The 17,169-nt window shown below is 44.1% G+C and carries 10 protein-coding genes; all 10 read right to left on the bottom strand.

What is annotated here, in order from left to right; all coding sequences use genetic code 11:
• Positions 1-38: 38 nt before the first annotated feature.
• Positions 39-1,547 carry a response regulator gene (locus CRO25_RS05175; RefSeq protein ID WP_179132064.1) on the bottom strand — a complete coding sequence of 503 codons (1,509 nt, stop codon included), beginning with the start codon at positions 1,545-1,547 and terminating at the stop codon, positions 39-41.
• Entirely contained in the window at positions 1,528-3,300 is a 1,773-nt protein-coding gene (locus CRO25_RS05170; protein ID WP_072733064.1) for a sensor histidine kinase, read from the bottom strand. The genes CRO25_RS05175 and CRO25_RS05170 overlap by 20 nt, the downstream gene beginning before the upstream one ends.
• Positions 3,301-3,546: 246 nt before the next feature.
• Positions 3,547-5,667: a discoidin domain-containing protein gene (locus CRO25_RS05165; RefSeq protein ID WP_256863535.1), complete on the bottom strand. Its 2,121-nt coding sequence runs from the start codon at positions 5,665-5,667 to the stop codon at positions 3,547-3,549.
• 251 nt (positions 5,668-5,918) lie between these two features.
• The gene (locus CRO25_RS05160; protein WP_179132065.1) at positions 5,919-8,972 is read right to left on the bottom strand and encodes a glycosyl hydrolase; all 3,054 of its coding nucleotides are present in this window, start codon (positions 8,970-8,972) and stop codon (positions 5,919-5,921) included.
• Positions 8,973-8,989: 17 nt separating this feature from the next.
• Positions 8,990-9,991 carry a glycoside hydrolase family 130 protein gene (locus tag CRO25_RS05155; protein ID WP_079693698.1) on the bottom strand — a complete coding sequence of 334 codons (1,002 nt, stop codon included), beginning with the start codon at positions 9,989-9,991 and terminating at the stop codon, positions 8,990-8,992.
• Between the two features lie 32 nt (positions 9,992-10,023).
• Positions 10,024-10,851, bottom strand: a complete 828-nt coding sequence (locus CRO25_RS05150; RefSeq protein ID WP_063563753.1) for a carbohydrate ABC transporter permease — start codon at positions 10,849-10,851, stop codon at positions 10,024-10,026.
• Between the two features lie 13 nt (positions 10,852-10,864).
• Positions 10,865-11,767, bottom strand: coding sequence for a carbohydrate ABC transporter permease (locus CRO25_RS05145; protein ID WP_063563752.1), 903 nt, complete (start codon positions 11,765-11,767; stop codon positions 10,865-10,867).
• Between the two features lie 79 nt (positions 11,768-11,846).
• A complete protein-coding gene (locus tag CRO25_RS05140) occupies positions 11,847-13,211 on the bottom strand; it encodes an ABC transporter substrate-binding protein (protein WP_079693699.1) in 1,365 nt (454 codons plus the stop codon).
• A gap of 171 nt (positions 13,212-13,382) precedes the next feature.
• On the bottom strand, positions 13,383-15,041 hold the full coding sequence (locus CRO25_RS05135; RefSeq protein ID WP_079693700.1) for a response regulator: 1,659 nt from the start codon (positions 15,039-15,041) through the stop codon (positions 13,383-13,385).
• Positions 15,038-16,843, bottom strand: coding sequence for a sensor histidine kinase (locus CRO25_RS05130; RefSeq protein ID WP_179132066.1), 1,806 nt, complete (start codon positions 16,841-16,843; stop codon positions 15,038-15,040). The genes CRO25_RS05135 and CRO25_RS05130 overlap by 4 nt, the downstream gene beginning before the upstream one ends.
• Between the last annotated feature and the right edge of the window lie 326 nt (positions 16,844-17,169).

Here is a 17,169-nt window from a genome sequence, read left to right as displayed (position 1 = left end):
CTACACTCCAGGTGCAAATTTCTATAATATCGGAGGGCTCACTTCGCTCGAAGCTCCGCCCTAAACTCCGAGGGGTAACTTCCACTATGCTCTTTGAACAACTTGGCAAAATGTTTGGGACTGTTAAAGCCCACTGCTGCCGCTACCTCCTGCACCTGAAGGTCATGTCCAGCCAGCAGTTCTTTGGCCTTAGCAATACGCAGGTGGGTCACATATTTGACGAAGGTGCTGCCTGTTTTTTTATGGAAAAGTGAGCTGAGATAATTGGGCGTGATACTGAAAATCTCTGCTACCCCCGCCACGCCTATATCTTCGGCATAATTCCGCTCAATGTATTCGACGACACGATCAATCATATCCGTACTGCCTTCGGTATCACGGAGCAGTTCCTTCTCTCCACGTTCGAGCAGTTGTCTCCAAGATGCAGCATCAGGTAGCGACTTTTCACGGGGGTCTGTGCCTGTAGACAACGCATTGTTGAGAAAAGATCCGGCGTGATTTCTGGCCTGAATCGGCAGGCTGTCGTACCCTTTATCCAAGAAGCTCCCGATCCCTCGGCTAAGCATGACATACCGGTAGTAATCCTTTTTCCGATAAGTGTCAGCAAGCTCCACCAGCGCTCTGGACCATTCCCTCGCTTCCTTGGATAGCGTGCCCACCAGCCCGGATAGCTCCTTCCAGCGGATTAGATCATTGCGAGCCAGCAAAGCCTTTATCAGCAAAGCAGCTTCAATAATAGCGATATGGGCCTCCAGTTCATGCAATCCGGCGCAAGGTTCGCCTGCCAAGGCATAGAATCCCAGACTACCACCACTCAAGCGTCCCAGCACCTTATTGATTTTGCTATAAGCGCTCTGCATCACCCACTGCTCCGTATGTTCATCTTCCCGGTCCCAGCCAAGCATGATTCCCACCGTACCTCCGGGTACAACGACCAGCGCAGCGCGCAGGCTCCGATTATTCAATTGCTGGACTGCGTTCTCCATCTCCGTATACCAGCCGGTAAGTTCCTCGGAATGTTGCCCCTTCTCCACATACCTGTCCAGTGCAAAAAGGATAGGCACATAGCTCAGTTGCTTCAGCTCATGTCCCTCCGGCAGCGTTCTGAGGCTCAGCGTGCGGTTAAATACAGCCGTCAAATTCTGCTTGAACGTGCTGCAGCGAACCTCGGTCTGTGCCAGCATTCGCTTCCTAATATCAGCCGTAATCAGCTCCAGTTGCTCCGGGGAGACGGGCTTGAGCAAATAATCTACCGCGCCAAGCTGTAGCGCTTTTCTGGCATATTCAAAATCAGCATAACCGCTGATCACAATCCATTGCGTCTCCGGAGACAGACCATAGGCCTGTTGAAATGCTTCAAGACCGCTCATCCGTGGCATCTTGATATCCAGGAACACCACATTCGGCTGAATCTCCCGAATCTTGTCCAGTACCTGGTGACCATTCTCCACCTCAATAATGGAGTACTCCTCCGTCAAAATTTCTTCCAGCATTTTTACCAGCCCGATCCGAACGTAGTACTCATCATCAGCTATGACGATCTTCATCGTTATCATCCTCCAGTGGAATGGTTATTGTAATTCGGGTGCCCACGTTCACCCTGCTCTGAATATTTAAATCGGCTTTCTTATAGGCATATTGAAGTCTGTTCTTCACATTGGTCAATCCCACACCCATCCATTTTGAACCTTCGGTCTGCTCCAGACCGGTGCCAGAATCCTCGATGACAATGACCACACAGCGCTGGAAATGCACAGTTTCTATACTCCCCAAGACCGTCAGTTGACCCGTTTCGCCAAGCGGCTCAATACCGTGCACAATCGCATTCTCCACCAATGGCTGAATCAGCAGTTTCGGGATTTTCATTGGTTCCGCTTCTGGGTCCAGTTGGATGGTGTATTCCAGCCGATTCTGGAATCTGAGCTTCTGTAGATAGCAGTATTGATTCAGCATCTGGAATTCTTCGTTCAGGGTTGTCCAATCGGCCTGCTCTGTCATATAACGCATCATACCAGTCAGTGACAGGATTGCTTGCTCCAGCACCTTGCTGTCGCCCAGACGGTTGATGCCAATCATTGTATTGAGCGTGTTGTATAGAAAATGAGGTTCAATCTGGGATTGCAGCGCCTTATACTCTGCGGATTGCTTGCTCAGAACTGCCCTATATTCACGATTCAACAGGTTGTTCACTTCGCTGAGCATCAAGTTGAAGGAGCTGCCAAGGATGGCTATCTCATCTCTTCCCCTCACTGGGACACGTACATTGAAATTGCCGGTCTCTACCTTGGCCATCACATTCACCATTTTTCGCAGGGGCTTCATCATACGTTGTGACAGAAGCGCCACCAGAAGTACAGAGAAAATCGAGACTAGAACATACACCCCTGTAACTGTGGCCTGCATAACATTAATTCTGTTGATATATTCCGTCTCAGAGACCATAGCCACCATGTTCCAATCCGTCTTCTCAATATGCTGGGTTGTTACACTGTACACCTCGCCGTGATCATCAATTTTGGAGGAATTGCTTTTGTTGCGGAGTTCTTTTAGCATCGTGTCCGATAACGGCTTGTTGGAATAGATCACATTGCCTTGCTCGTCGATAACGGACATAATCGAAGACACATTCAGTTTGATTTTATCCAGTATGACAGACAGCACCCGAGTATCCGCATCCGCCTTAACAACGGCGATTGGCTGTCTTGTATCCAGATCCTTGACCAACTTCACTATAGAAAAAACTTTATCTGCGGCCGGATCTGTCAGATAGTCCTGCTTATGCGAGCTGATGAATACCGTCTTGCCTTCGGCTGCTAACGCTTGTTTGTACCAGGTCTGTTCCGTAAAGGGATAGTCGCTGACCAGCCCACTATTGTTGGTGTACACAGCGAACACGGTCTTTGGAATGAAGCACACTAGCGTCCCTGTTATATCCTTACGCAAATTCTGTGTGTAATTGGGCAGGGTCGTGTTCATCGTTCTTGTGGCTTGCAGCTGCTCTAAGAGAGATACCGTCTTTCCGCTGTCAATCTTCCGAAAAGTGTTAAAAGCATCCATAATGGAATCATTCAGATAAGGCACCACGACGAGTCGCTCCAGATCCTCGATGTACGTGTTCAGGTTAATGAGCGCAGATGAAATCGTAGCCTGCGTGGCGAAATTTATATCATGGGTCATATTCTTGTTATAATAAGAGGGTACGAATAACACGAAGGCTAATGCTGGTATAAGTAATCCAATTAGCGAGATACCGATCATTTTGAAGCGGACACCGAGGCGGGGTTTCAGGGTTGGTCTCATCGTTGCACCCTCTCCGGCTGGTGATTACTCAGTTGCAGTTTTATCCAATTAGTCCTCATCTTGTTTTTCCTCCTTCATCCAGCTTGCCCACCAGGGACAGGGCTCTATTCCAGCATTATAGCAAAATAGTCATGATACTTAGGTCAGAATCTACTTCAGAAGAAACTAAACAACCGTCCCCCGGTAGACTCCGGGAGACGGCCAAAGCGTAGTAATGACATTCTAATCCTATCCTACTCGAAGGAGTTATTGCGTCGGTCCGTATACCTCAAATTCCCAAATTGAATACCCATAGATCGTAGCTCGGACAGTCCCGTACATACGAACATAACGTGCTTCCACTTCGTTAAAAGTAATCCTCTCTAAACCACCTTTGCCGTTAGTGGTGCTATAAACGTCGCTCCATTTTGCCTCCTGGTTTGGAGCATCGGCTACCTGTATGCGATAACTTTTACCGTACGCGGCTTCCCAGTACAACCTGACTTCATTGATCTTTTTAGTTTCTCCGAGATCCACATAAATCCAGCCTGGGTCCACCCCGCGCTTTGAACCAAAGCGGGTTGTTAAGTTTCCATCGGTCACATACGGTGCGGTGTTCTCAATTCCATCATTGGATGAAGCTACCGCTGGGCGATGGAGCGCCAAATTAATTAAGGGAAGCGGCTCAGTATCCTGAACCGGCTTAATCGTAACTCCGCTGTAATGCTCTTTATTTAGGAAATTCATCTCTTGTAGCGTACGAGCAGGAGTGTTGCTACCAGGCATGTAGACGTTCTCAAACGTCAGATCAGTAATCATGGCTCCTTCCAATCCTTTAATCTTGGCAAAGCTTTCCCCTGCGTCACGGACCGTAATATCTTTTACTGTGACTCCTCGAATGGGTCCCACTCCATGGTTGCCACCATTAACCGTGAACAGGGTCATCCAGGCACTATTGTCTTCGTTACTTCCACTGATGTCCTCGACATCCATTGATTCAAACCTCACATCACTAACGATTCCGGTCCCATATTTATGATGAATAGCGAAGCCCACTGCGGCTTTGTAAACGACTCCGTTTCTGAATACAATATTAGATTGATCTTGCATAACTCCTTGACCAATCTTATAACCATAACATAACGTCCACGCTATCGTATCCTTGAATAACACGTTTTGAACCGGTTCTGGATTCCCCGGCCAAGGTACTTTACCTGAAGCGATGTCTGTGTCCGCTTTCCAGGCTTTCGTAGAAAATGGATCATCCAAGGAAATACCGATCGCATTTTGTACAACTACATCCTGGGATTCGCAAATATCAATGCCGTCATTCTCGCCCATTCCCAGACTATTGAACAATTTCAAATTTGTGAAGGTCAGATCGTTAGAGCGCACCGTAACAACGGCCCAGCCAGATGATTCCCGTATAAGGATACCATCCATGACAAAATTGGAAGTGGCAATGGGAACAACCAGATTATTGATCATTCCTTTACCATTGCTAGTCTTATCATCGTGCAAGGCTTGCCCGTTGCCATCAATAGTACCCCGTCCATATATCCGAATATTTTCGGATTGAAATGCAGTTGAGATCCACCAGGTAGCCGGCCTTCCCATGGAATCCTTAAACCAGTGCTCCGTATAATCAACTGTCTTTCCTGTACCGATGAACGTTGCTCCAGGCTCCATGTAGACAGCAGTATTACTTTTTAATACCAGATTACCAATATAATAAGTTCCGGCCGGTACATAGACAATGCCCTGTTTACCGCCTCCTCGAAGGGTTCCGTATTGGCTGGCATCATTAATTGCTTGCTGAATGGAAGCCGTTCTCGTGCTTACTCCGGTTGCTGGTGTGCCTGAGGACACCACATGATATGGAGCGGATGTAACATTAAAAATGCCTTCTCCGTTTGAGGCGGGAACATCCTTCTCCATCGGATCTGCAGCGATAACCATGCGTGTTTGGCGATTATTCATTGTCACGATCAGGTATTCGTCAGATTGTGTTGTGAAGGTTATCGTCCTTCCCTCTATCTTTTCAGCTTGTATACCGAGCTTCTTTGGACTTATAGAATATTCATGTACTTTATCGGTATTTAAAATCGTTAATTCATACGTAACAGGCCCTTCCGACATGGAAAAATGAGCATAGTCGTAATCACTAAATCCTTTGACAACCGGCACAACGACCCCGTTTGCTTTTAGCGTATAATTAGCCGAGTTAGTATAGCGCACTGATGGTTGATAAGTGTGAATCGTTGCTGGTGCCAAGTGAGTTTCTTCCGCATTTTCTACTCCAGATTGGGCGTTCGAGGTAAGTGTAAAAATGGTAGCAACTAGCATTACCACCAGAGTAGAGCATAAAAATTTTCTAAACATTGTCATCACATTTGCCTCCTTTAATTTTTTGAAAGCCCTTTCAAATTAAGTTGGACTGAAATTGCAGTCCCGCCGGCATGCAATTTCTCCCAGCACAATCATTATAAACTGCATCTAAAAATCGAATAATGAGGGTAACTCCACAAAAAGGGCAGATTTCACACATTAATTATGTGAGCATCTGCCCTGAAAGGGAATCATTGATTAACACGATATGTCCTTTTATAAAGCTCAAACAGACCACTCTTCTTGCTCTTTCAAGTCATCATAACTATTCGTGGTAATGAACTTAGTCCAAAGCGAACAAAAGCATAATGAGATTGATACAAATTAATATCTGGGTCTAGGTCTCTATCCGTCCAACCGACTCTATTTTTAAAACTGTCTGGGCCAACCTTCATTGGTTCACCTTTCACATGATGGTGAGGTCCAAGCAAGTTTCTACAACTGCCGGTCAGCTCCAGCTCAATCAGATTCTCTCCTTGTTGGAGATATTCTGAAATATCTGCTTCATAGGGTTCCCATAAAAAGGTACGAACTTCTTGTCCGTTAATTGATAATCTTGTGACAATCGCATTCGGATGTGAGCCGAATTGCCATACCCGTGAAACACTGTCTTCAAAATGTATTGCAACCTTCTGCACAAGTTGAATACTGCCTGCAAAGAACGGTAATCCCTGACAACCTAGATCAGATATCAAGGAATATTGATGAGGGAGTTCTTCAAGTATAAATGGACCATCTGTATATATAACACCATGCTCGCCATTTTTATAAGGAGATTCCGATTTCACTGCAAAATGTCCAACTAGATACACGCTTTCAAGCTCCGTATCGAATTTCAGCTTATTCCCCTCAGACTCAAAACTTTGAGCACGTTCAATAGCTGCATACGTTTCAGCAGAATTCCAAAAATCCAATGTTAACCTGATGGTATTTCGACCATGCTGAAGGAACCCACTTAGATCAATTTTCTTGAAGGATACATCTCTCCACCAATCACAGCTATGAGATGCTATCTTACTGTCATTAATAAGAATTTGCGCTTTCTCTGGATTTTCCATCACCAGATGCATTTCCCGCACGATCGCAGGATCAAAGGTGATCTGAAATTCGAATTCCAATTCGACTTGAACAGGATATCCTATCTGAAGCAGTTCTTGTTGAATAAAAATAATAGGCTTAGGTTCCGACCAATCACCATTCTCCAGCCTGTACCTGCAAGTGTCCATCGTCAAGCTATTGTGATCGATATGGTCAATTTCCCATAACTCACTTAGTTCCTGAATGAACCTAGCTGAATTGTCTGTTTGGAGTAGAGTTACCTCATCCGTTTCCAGTTGACCTTTCGTCGGAACTAGTTTGATAACATAGGATTGGGTAGGATACAGAGTCATGTTCAATTTGACGCCGTTACCTACCCTGGTATAGTTAAGTGGCCTGATATCACCACTCTCCAAATCAATTAGGGACAGTATACCCCTTCGAGGGAGAGTCACCTCTACATCTGGATAACACTTTTCTCCGGAATTCACCAGGTAATAGAGATAGGAATCTTCTAACTTAAGCGTCTGGATATTGACCATGTCCGATACGATAGGTAGTCCTTCCCTGTCAACGATAGCGATCGATGGAGAAACGGTTCTGGAAACAGATTCTACCAAGGCGTTGCGATTCCAATCGAGTTTTACTGCACCATTCACTAAACGACGGATTTCTTCACCCGGTTGTCCATTGATGAGGAACGGAACGGGTTCCAATACAACTAAGCTTCCTCCATGAAATACAAACTGATGGAGCAATTTCACCGTCATCTCGCTTAAGGTCACACTCGGTGGAACGACAACAACTCGGTAACCTATCTCTCCTACAACAAAAAGATTCCCCTCTACTCTGCCATGACGTTCAATAATTCCCTCGCTTCCATAATCATGCTCGATAAACGATTGGCACAACCAGCGAGAAAGCTGTGCAAATGATTCATGATATTGCTCAACCTGTGATGAGTTAGAACCCTCCAGTTCCACCCAAGCTGTTCGAATGGGATGAAGCAGTAATACCTCAGCTTGCCGTACTCCTTCCACAAGGAGCATGGACAAACGGGCAAAGTAATCATTAAAGTGATAATAGTACCTCCACCAAGGCTGCTGATAAAACAAAGATGGTGGATAATCCCGTTTACGAAGTCCCCTCAGCGTATAAGCTTGCAAGTGTTGACACATTAGATTCATTCCATGAACAAATTGCCATTCCCCGATCCGCTTTAAATCCTGAAAGCTGACATTCCAACCGGAACAGCCGTAACTCTCCGTGATGGCTTGCTTTTTGCCCAACTGGCGAACAACGGAGCTAACTTGCTTAGGAACAACCGGCTCTTCACTCACAGAACGTCCAAGCCAGTCACAACCGGGGATTTGCAAATATTCATAGAAGAGCAGTGGATCGCCCACTGAAGTCGCTTGACTCATAAGGGTTTGCTCGTCTACAACATGACCCGTAGCTAACCATCCCCTTTGCTCGCACCACTCTCCAATTTGCTTGGCGTAGGACTCAGTAAACAAGGTGGTGACACATGACCAATAATCATACCTGACCCTGCGGCAGTCCTTCGTTTCCAAGAACAGAGCTGGAAGTACCTTACGTAGCGAATACCCGTGCTGGTTCTGAAAGGCATCTTCGAGTTCTAACGACCACGGAAGATCTCCGCGTCCAAACTGCGGTTCATCCGTGAATATTCCTTTCAACACAGAGCCGAATTGTTCACCGAACTCCGCCCAGTAAGCATTATAGGTGGAATCAATGAACGCAGCTACAGCCTTTTTGCTTAACGTGTCGATATAATAAGGATTCAACTCGTAATATACTCGAAAGTCAGGTTTGCGTGTGTCGCCAGTAGTAAGCAGATGCAATTCTTCCTCAGACTGGACATAGGAGGCAATTGTCACTCTATTCCCCCGATTAAAAGGAGCCCATTCATAAGCTAACCGCTTCTGTTGATAAGCCACTCCAAGTGCAGGCACCTTTCCGTCAGCAAAACCACTAGGCCAGCCATTTTCATCATAGAGCCATGTTTCCATCCCAAGTTCCTGACTTTTCTTGATGCAGATCTGTATGGCCTCCATCCACTCTTTGCCCATGTACGGAACAGTAAGGCCTCCCCTGGCATGTATAAAAAAACCACCGATTCCCGCACTATGCATTTCTTCGATCTGCCGTACGAGTTCATTGTGATCTAGATCGTCATTCCAAGACCAAAATGGCACCGTACGATAATCAGCAGGAGGATGTTGTAGGAGATCCCATATGGTCATTGTCTTATTCCCTCCTGTTAACCCTTCAGACATAACTGGATCAAATCATCGATATGGGCTGTTGCGAGACATTCAATCGTGTCTGCTGCACCATAATAAATCTTAACCTCACCATCATCTTCGAGTACCATTCCGCCTGGGAAGATGACATTGTTACGGAATCCTCCTTCGATCTCATAGCTAGCTTCTGGGGCCAGCAGCGGATTCTGATACATGCCGATTATTTTTTTGGGATTCTCCAAATCAAGCAGCATTAAGCCTGCTGTATACCGTTTCTGCCATGACGTTTCCCATCCGTTCTTGCCTCTTGTAGGGTCAATATCAACGGCATGAAATGTAGTAAGCCATCCCTGCTCTGTCTTGATGGGGGGAGCTGCAGGACCGATCTTATCATTGGCAAATGGTACATCTTCAACAGCAAGCAGCAAGTCAGAATTTCCCCAGTACCTCAAATCCGGGGATTCTGAAATCCACATGTCGAATCGGTCAACTCCCCCGCGGCTGTAGACTGTGAAAGGCCGTTCAAGCCTCATAAATTTTCCGCCAATCTTCTCCGGGAATAGTACCATGTTTCGCAAATCCGGTGTCGACAAACTCAGTATTTCAAATTCTTCAAAATCGTCGGTAACGGCCACACCACCGCGGATGCCATGCTGCGTGTCTACGGCAAAGCACATATAGCAGCGTCCGTCAATTACGGTAAGCCTTGGGTCATAGGCACGAATAATTTCTTGGTCATGTAGCTTAAAACACGGCTTCGGTTGCACCTCCCAATGAATTCCGTCATCGCTGAAGGCAACACCAAGATCTGTTGTATGATGAGCCTCGATCGTCTGCTGCTCCAAAGACCCATAGTCGTTTCGAAAAACCATCACATATTTCCCATTGAATTTCGTTACGCCTGCATTGAACACAAGTGCAGTGGGATATGGGACGCGAGAAGCATCTAGAATCGGGTTATTCAGATAACGTTTAATTACAGAACTTGATGCGAGTTTTCCGATATAAGGTGAATTCATTTCCATTCCTCCTGATGATGTTAAGAATACCACTAGCCCTTTAAGGAGCCCGCAGTCATTTGCATAAAGGATTTGTTAGCAAAAATATAAGCAATAAGGATCGGGAGAATGGACAGACACGCCCCCGCCATCATGAAGTGTGTCTGTGAAGCAGCGGCTATTCCGTACTTCAGATTGGCTAGTCCGACGGTCAATGTCTGCAGTTCGGGTTTACTGAGCGTAAACACAAATGGAATCAGGTATTCGTTCCACGCTCCCCGGAAGGCAAACAAGGCACACACTCCTAGCCCAGGCGTAAGCAGCGGAATAATGATTCTCCAGAATGTTCTGCCCGGAGAGCACCCATCGATGCGTGCAGCCTCATCAAGCTCTTTAGGAATTCCGTTCATGAAGCTGAGCAGGATAAAGAATGCCGAAGCATGTGTGCTGATCAGAATCAGAATTACGCCCCACAGCGTATTATGCAGATGAAGTTTAATCATCAGCTCGAATTGAGGTCGAAGAACGACTGCTCCGATCGCTACAAACATAGTAAATGCCTGGATGCTGACGTATAGTTTTTTGCCAATAAAGTCCATTCTGTTCACGACATAGGCTGCCATGGACGAGACAATTAATGTTCCTATGGTTGACGCGACGGCAACAAATACACTATTTAGTGTGTATGTTGAAAAATTAGCCTGTTTCCACGCTTCGATATAGTTGGTGAACTGCCAAATAGCTGGCAGAAAAGTCGCTCCGGCAGTAAGTTCGGCATTCGTTTTAAAGGAACCGAGCAGAGTGATAATTATAGGAAACAGCGTTAGAAATGCTACTATTAACAGAAACGCCCACAGTACGGTATTCCATGCAATTCTCATGAACGTTCCTCCCTTATTCGTTATGACTCATTCGTTTTGATCCATAAAAGTAAAGTATCGTGATGATGCCAACAATAACAGCTGTCACAAAAGCGACAGCACTACCATAGCCAAATTCTTGAATTTGTGTAGATGCCGTGGAACCCGCAGGCGGGAAAAATAATTTATATACATATAAGAACATGACATTGGTTTTTCCAATTGGCCCGCCATCAGTCATCACCATAATACTCTCATAACCTTTTAGCGCATTAATGATGGCTAGCATAATGATCATTTGCATGACAGGGCCCAGCATTGGAATGGTAATGTAACGAAATTGTTGGAATTTGTTAGCCCCATCCAGAGCAGAACTCTCGTACACATCTTCGGGAATATTTTGTAGCCCTGCTAGAAACAAAAGCATATAATTGCCTACCGCCCCCCATACAGCAACGAGGATGATCGTCAGCATGGCATAATCAACGCCCAGCCAATCTATAGCACTGCCGATCAATTTATATTTCAGAAGGAACTGATTGAGGATGCCATTATACGAGTTGAAAATGGTGAAAAATACGACCGCCATAACCGCTGTACTAATGATCGTAGGCATAAATATAATAGCTCTCAGCAGATTTCTCCCTTTAATTTTCCAATTCAGGATGACGGCCAATATCAGAGCGAGCGGTATCGATAGCAGGAGCTTGCCTCCAGCATAAACGAACGTGTTGGATACTGAATCCCAAAACTGATGATCTGTCATTACGCGTTCTAGATTTGCCAGTCCTACAAATCGTGCAGTCCCAAACCCTTTGTAATCGTAGAACATATATCTCATGGCCCACATAATCGGGTAGATGCCCAGAACAATGGTAAGAATATAGCTTGGCAAAAGAAAGCTGTATGAAAAAGCTAGATTCTTTGCTTTATTCATATCCTCTCAACTCCTTGCAATCTCTGTAAGATTTAATGAAAGGATGGAGCGTGCCCCACCCTTTTTAAACACCTCTATTTTATTTTACGTATTTTCCTGCAAGTTCCGCTGGATCGAAATCTGCAATAGGCTCGGCCTTCGCTTCTCCACTCGCAATTGCTGTATCCAAAGCAGCGTTATAACGAGTATTCAAATCGTTGATAATGGTATCCAGATTACCTCCGCTTAGAATGTACTTGACGAAGGCATCGTCAGATTTCATACCGTGTACCGGCACTGTAGGGTAGACCGGCCAGACACCGTCGTACTTGTTCGGCAGAAAACCTTCTATACCTTTAACTTCCGGTTTCGCTGCAACAGCACTTACTGAAGGGACCATGGATATGCCAAAGCCTTTCTCTTGATATTGTTGAAGAACAGATTCATTATACATATACTCCAGGAACTTCCAGGCTTCTTCCTTATTTTCTGTCTCTGAACTTATTGCCAACCATTGGCCCCCTAAGAACCCAGAAGCACCATTGAAATTTCCGTCAATGGATGGTGCAGGTGCTGCAGCCCAATCAATTTTAGCTGGAAATTGAGATTGGTAGACTCCCGCTTCAGCAGAAAAGGATAAGTACATCCCGATTTTCCCTTCAGCGAATTGGGCGCGCAATGGGTCGATATCAAGCGATTCGACACCGGGCAACATACTTCCGTCATCCTTGATTTGCTTAAATGCTTCCATGATGGGTTTAAAGCCACTATAGTCATATCGAGCTGTCTTAAAATCATAACCATATCCGCCGTAACCACTTACTTCTGCAATAACACGGGCAGATCGGCCCAAGGCACTGGAAGGATTTTTAAAATTCTGTGCGAAACCGTAGGCTCCGTTTGATTTACCCACTTGCGTAATTTTCTTGGCTGCCTCAACCAACTCATTCAGTGTAGTCGGAGGTTGTTCAATACCTGCTTTGGCGAAAAGCTCTTTGTTGTAAATCAGACGCATCGTTGTCCCATAGTTCGGCAAGCTATAGCGTTTTCCATCGAAGCTGTTCAGATCCTCCATGACAGGAAATGTATCTTTCATTTTATCTGTGAGAAACTCGTCAATTGGAGCTAGGAATCCTTTTTTATAGAAGGTCTGTATGGTGTTTTCTTTAACACGAATGACATCCGGTGGTTCTGAGGTCTGAAAAGACATATCCAGCGCTTGATCGAAATCATCTCCCTTGATAACCAGTTCCACTTCGATGTTATCCTTATTGGTTTCATTGAATTTATCGATCGTTTCTTTCACGAACTCAGAATCATGGCGGTCTCCAGTCCAGTAGGTGATCTTGGTTTTAGCCGCTGCGCTTCCTCCTTTATCTGTGGACTTAGGGCTACTGCAAGCCGCTAGGCTTCCCGTGAGCACGATACACAGTGCAGACATAAGAAATTTCTTGTTTAATTTCATTCGTATTACCTCCCCTTTTTATCTGTTATTCTCTTTCTTCTTCATTATAGTTTCTTGTAATCGTTTACATAATGCGGTAAACCACACATCAAGGGCAGGTTTTCTTATGAATCTGTCATTAAAAAACTAGCCCTGCATCCGAAACTTTCGGAAACAAGGCTATCTTTCGAGTTATGATTGATCATAGGCCAGATCCACAGGCGGACTGATCTTCCCTGTACTATATAATTTGAATTCGGATGGTGTCATATTGGTATGCTTCTTGAAAATTTCGCTAAAATAACGTCGATGCTCATACCCCAATTCCCTAGCGATCTCCTGTACCTGATAATCATTGATTAGCATTTCTTTAGCTTTTTCCATTCTTTGATGGATTACGAATCGCTGAAATGAAATATTTAGCACTTTTTTGAACAGATTCGAAAAATATCCGGGACTTAAATTGAACTGCTTTGCACATAAATCAAGTGATAAATTTAAATGCAAGTTGGCACATATATAATCCTTCGCCTGATAGATCAACTTGGTCGTTTCATCCGAACGCTCGTGCTCAATCCACGAACACGCTTCAAGACAAAGTTCTTTTACCGTATCCCGCATAATCTGAAATGTAACCACACCTGTGCGCTTTACATGGTTCCACTGCTTCTCAAGGTTCTTCACCCGATCAGGCGGAAATTGTTCTAACATGACTCGACATATCTTGGATGACAGCTCATAACAAAGGTTTTCGACTTGTTGCGGTTTGGGAAGAGGATCTCGCTGCAATAAATCATTAAAGATCTGCTCCAGAATAAGTCGGCATTTTTCTCGATTGCCCGAGCGCAAAGCCATTAAAAACTCGTGCTCCGTGGACGCAGTATAATGAAGCAAGGTTTTCTCATCATCGGATGTACTTGAATAACTGTTAACACCATTACCATCTGTATAAAAATGATAGGCCAGAGCACTTAAGGCTAGTTGATATGAATCCGGTAATTCATCGATAGATGTTACACAACTACCAATACCGATTGAGATGGTAGAGTTCGTGAATTGATAAATATTTAATCTGCATGCTTCAGAAATCTGCTCTGCGATTCTCATATCTTCACAATTGATCAGACAGATGAACCGATTTAACGCTTCACTAAAAACAACACCACTGCTAAAAGCTGTGATAGTTTCCTCCAAAATATTTCGAAGGCTGAATCTGATCAACTCCACTTCCCTTGAGGGTTGTGCTTTATATTTGTCCATAAAACGGTCTAGCTCCACAATAAAAAGATTGAAATTCTGAGGAGCAAGTTGAATGCCGAGTGTTTGCCATTTTTGAAAGGCTACGACAGCATTCGTCCTATGATGAACTAGCAAGGACAAATACTCCTGCTGCAATACAGGTAAGCTTTTTCTTACATGTTGCTTCAGTTCTATCGCCTTGCTCTGCTCCCGCCATTCTTCTTCGATCGCTGCCTTTGCTTTCAACACGACCTGAATGATTTCATCTATAGAGAATGGTTTCTTTACAAAATCAAATGCGCCTAATCGAATCGCTTGTCTCGTAAATGAGAAATCGGTATACGCGCTGAGAATGACAATTTTCGTAAAAGGAGCGTTTACGAGAATTTCTTGCGTCATGGCCAGCCCATCCTTTTTGGGCATCCGTATGTCTGTAAGAACAATATCCGGTTTGGTCTCTTGGATTAGGCGAATGCCTTCCTCCCCATCGAGTGCCGTACCAACCACTTCAATATGATGTTCTTCCCAGGGCGGCTTCTGAGAAATCATATCGACTACACTTCGAATATCATCAATGATGCATAATTTAATCCGTTGGAGTTCTTCTATCATGATTCAACTTCTCCTTCTCTAATCGGAATCCAAATGTCAGTTCTCGATCCCTTGCCAGGACTGCTGTGAAGTTCGATTCGTGCTTCTTCTCCATAAAATAGGTTGAGCCGATTCACGATATTGTTCAGAGCATAACCCTTCTTGGAGACAGGCGGCTTCAACATCGCTTGACTTACCATAGCCGCATCCATGCCTGCACCGTTATCCTCAATAATCAAATGAACCCAATTGTTTTGTCTGTCCACCTGTATATGAATCTGACCTCCAAAAGTAATGTCCTTAAAGCCGTGTTGAATGCTATTTTCCACAATTGGCTGCAAGAGAATCTTTGGCAAAAGGCTGTTCAGCACAGATTTATCAAGTACAGTAACTTCAAACACAAACAGTCCTTCATAGCATTTTTGTTGAATTAAACAATACTGCTGTGCGTGCAACAATTCATCCTGCAGCGTGTTCCAATCCTTCCCCCCACTCAAGCCAAGCTGAAACATCTGGGACAAGGAGAGAATCATCTCATTGACTTCCTCATTTTCCCCTAGAACGGATTTGCAGTAAATCGTATTAAGAGTGTTATACAAAAAGTGTGGTTCCATTTGCGCAGTTAAAGCTCTCATCTCGGCCTTACGTTTTCCGGATTCGCTCAACCTTACATCATCAATGAGTCTGTTGATTTCATCCAACATGCGATTGAATTGAAAACCGACCTGAGCTACTTCATCGGACGAACGGCTGGCAAAGCGAACATTCAGGCGGTTATTCTCTACCTCGCGCATAAGTCGTTGAAGCTTGTATAGAGGATTTAGCAACAGCGCCGTCAGTTTATTGGATAAAAGGCTAGTGAACAGCAGAAAGAAAAGCATTATATAAAGGGTTGTGCGCTTTACACCGTTCATTTGTTCAAGCAGTTTATCCTTCTGTTGAATACCGAATAAGCTCCAATCTTTGACAACTGTTGATCTTGTGTAATTGACTAGGTAATCCGTTTCATCAAAATTATGAAAGAAAGAGCCCATATTGCTCTCAGATACATTGTACAAGAAAGGTTTATCTTTCATTAGATTATGGCTGGATGACCATGAAGTTCGGATGACTTCCTCGCCATTGGAATCGATTACAAAATAGTCGCTGTCATCATTCGAAGAATGTTTGTTAACCAGTCCTATTAGTCCACTCTCATTTACATTCACGACAATGTATACATTTGTATTGGGGACATTCTCTTGAGTTCCCTTTGTAACAAATGAAATAGCACGCTTATTACCAGAAAAAAACTTATCAGAATGCCCTTTTATCCACTTTCCTCCATAATTCTCAATCATATCGAAATACATACTGGATTCATAAAAGGATTGTGTCTGAGAACGTCTTTGTGAAATAGGATAAAAATCTCCAATGGGCGTGGCAATAAGTATACTTTCGATTAGAGGTTCGTTGAAATAAACCTGTGAAAACACATATTGGAGCTCTGACAAATGCACATAGTAATTGGAGATATCATTACTCTGTACATCCAGCATCATATCTTTGAAGGCATAGCTAAAAGTCAGTGAACGAATGGAGTTGGAGATCCCCGTTAATTTATCATCCAGTATCTGAGTGGTTTTGTTTACGGTTTCTTGACTAGTCTCAAATGCATTTTTCTGGAGCTCTTTGGATGCAATCCAGTAGGTTGTCAGGCCTACCGCCCCAATTGCAAGCGTTATCATAGTTATGATGGATAAGCGAATTCTCTGTTTGAATGAACTGCTGTATATCAAACGATTGAATTTTTCAGTGATGTGCTCTGCCCAAAGTCGTCTCATAAATTCGGTATCAACCTCTCTTGTAAATAAAAGAAGTCTTGCTGAAATTAAACTTATCTATTTGCGAATCATTTTACATTAAAATATCAATTTAGCAATACATTCTTCATGTCAATACGGATTTATTAAAAATATACTGTTCCATTCGGATCATGAATTAAACAATTCCACGCTCCGGTTTAATATGTTTCAATTCTTTTGTTGCCAAGAAGAAAAAATTTATATCAACTTAAATTTATTTGACTCGCCGATATAATCATTTTACTACTAAGGGGGGCTGAGGTTTTGCCGATCAGGGAGATTTTTTGTTTAGTTCGTTTCACGCA

This window comes from Paenibacillus sp. RU5M (genome assembly GCF_900221055.1).
GTDB lineage: Bacteria > Bacillota > Bacilli > Paenibacillales > Paenibacillaceae > Paenibacillus > Paenibacillus marchantiae.
This window is presented reverse-complemented; position numbering and strand designations above follow the sequence as displayed.

Coding starts and splice junctions, on each gene's coding strand:
- CRO25_RS05160 (WP_179132065.1), bottom strand. CDS start 8,972: ATGACCATATGGGATCTCCTACAACATCCTCCTGCTGATTATCGTACG.
- CRO25_RS05150 (WP_063563753.1), bottom strand. CDS start 10,851: ATGAGAATTGCATGGAATACCGTACTGTGGGCGTTTCTGTTAATAGTA.
- CRO25_RS05155 (WP_079693698.1), bottom strand. CDS start 9,991: ATGAATTCACCTTATATCGGAAAACTCGCATCAAGTTCTGTAATTAAA.
- CRO25_RS05165 (WP_256863535.1), bottom strand. CDS start 5,667: ATGACAATGTTTAGAAAATTTTTATGCTCTACTCTGGTGGTAATGCTA.
- CRO25_RS05140 (WP_079693699.1), bottom strand. CDS start 13,211: ATGAAATTAAACAAGAAATTTCTTATGTCTGCACTGTGTATCGTGCTC.
- CRO25_RS05130 (WP_179132066.1), bottom strand. CDS start 16,843: ATGAGACGACTTTGGGCAGAGCACATCACTGAAAAATTCAATCGTTTG.
- CRO25_RS05145 (WP_063563752.1), bottom strand. CDS start 11,767: ATGAATAAAGCAAAGAATCTAGCTTTTTCATACAGCTTTCTTTTGCCA.
- CRO25_RS05175 (WP_179132064.1), bottom strand. CDS start 1,547: ATGAAGATCGTCATAGCTGATGATGAGTACTACGTTCGGATCGGGCTG.
- CRO25_RS05170 (WP_072733064.1), bottom strand. CDS start 3,300: ATGAGACCAACCCTGAAACCCCGCCTCGGTGTCCGCTTCAAAATGATC.
- CRO25_RS05135 (WP_079693700.1), bottom strand. CDS start 15,041: ATGATAGAAGAACTCCAACGGATTAAATTATGCATCATTGATGATATT.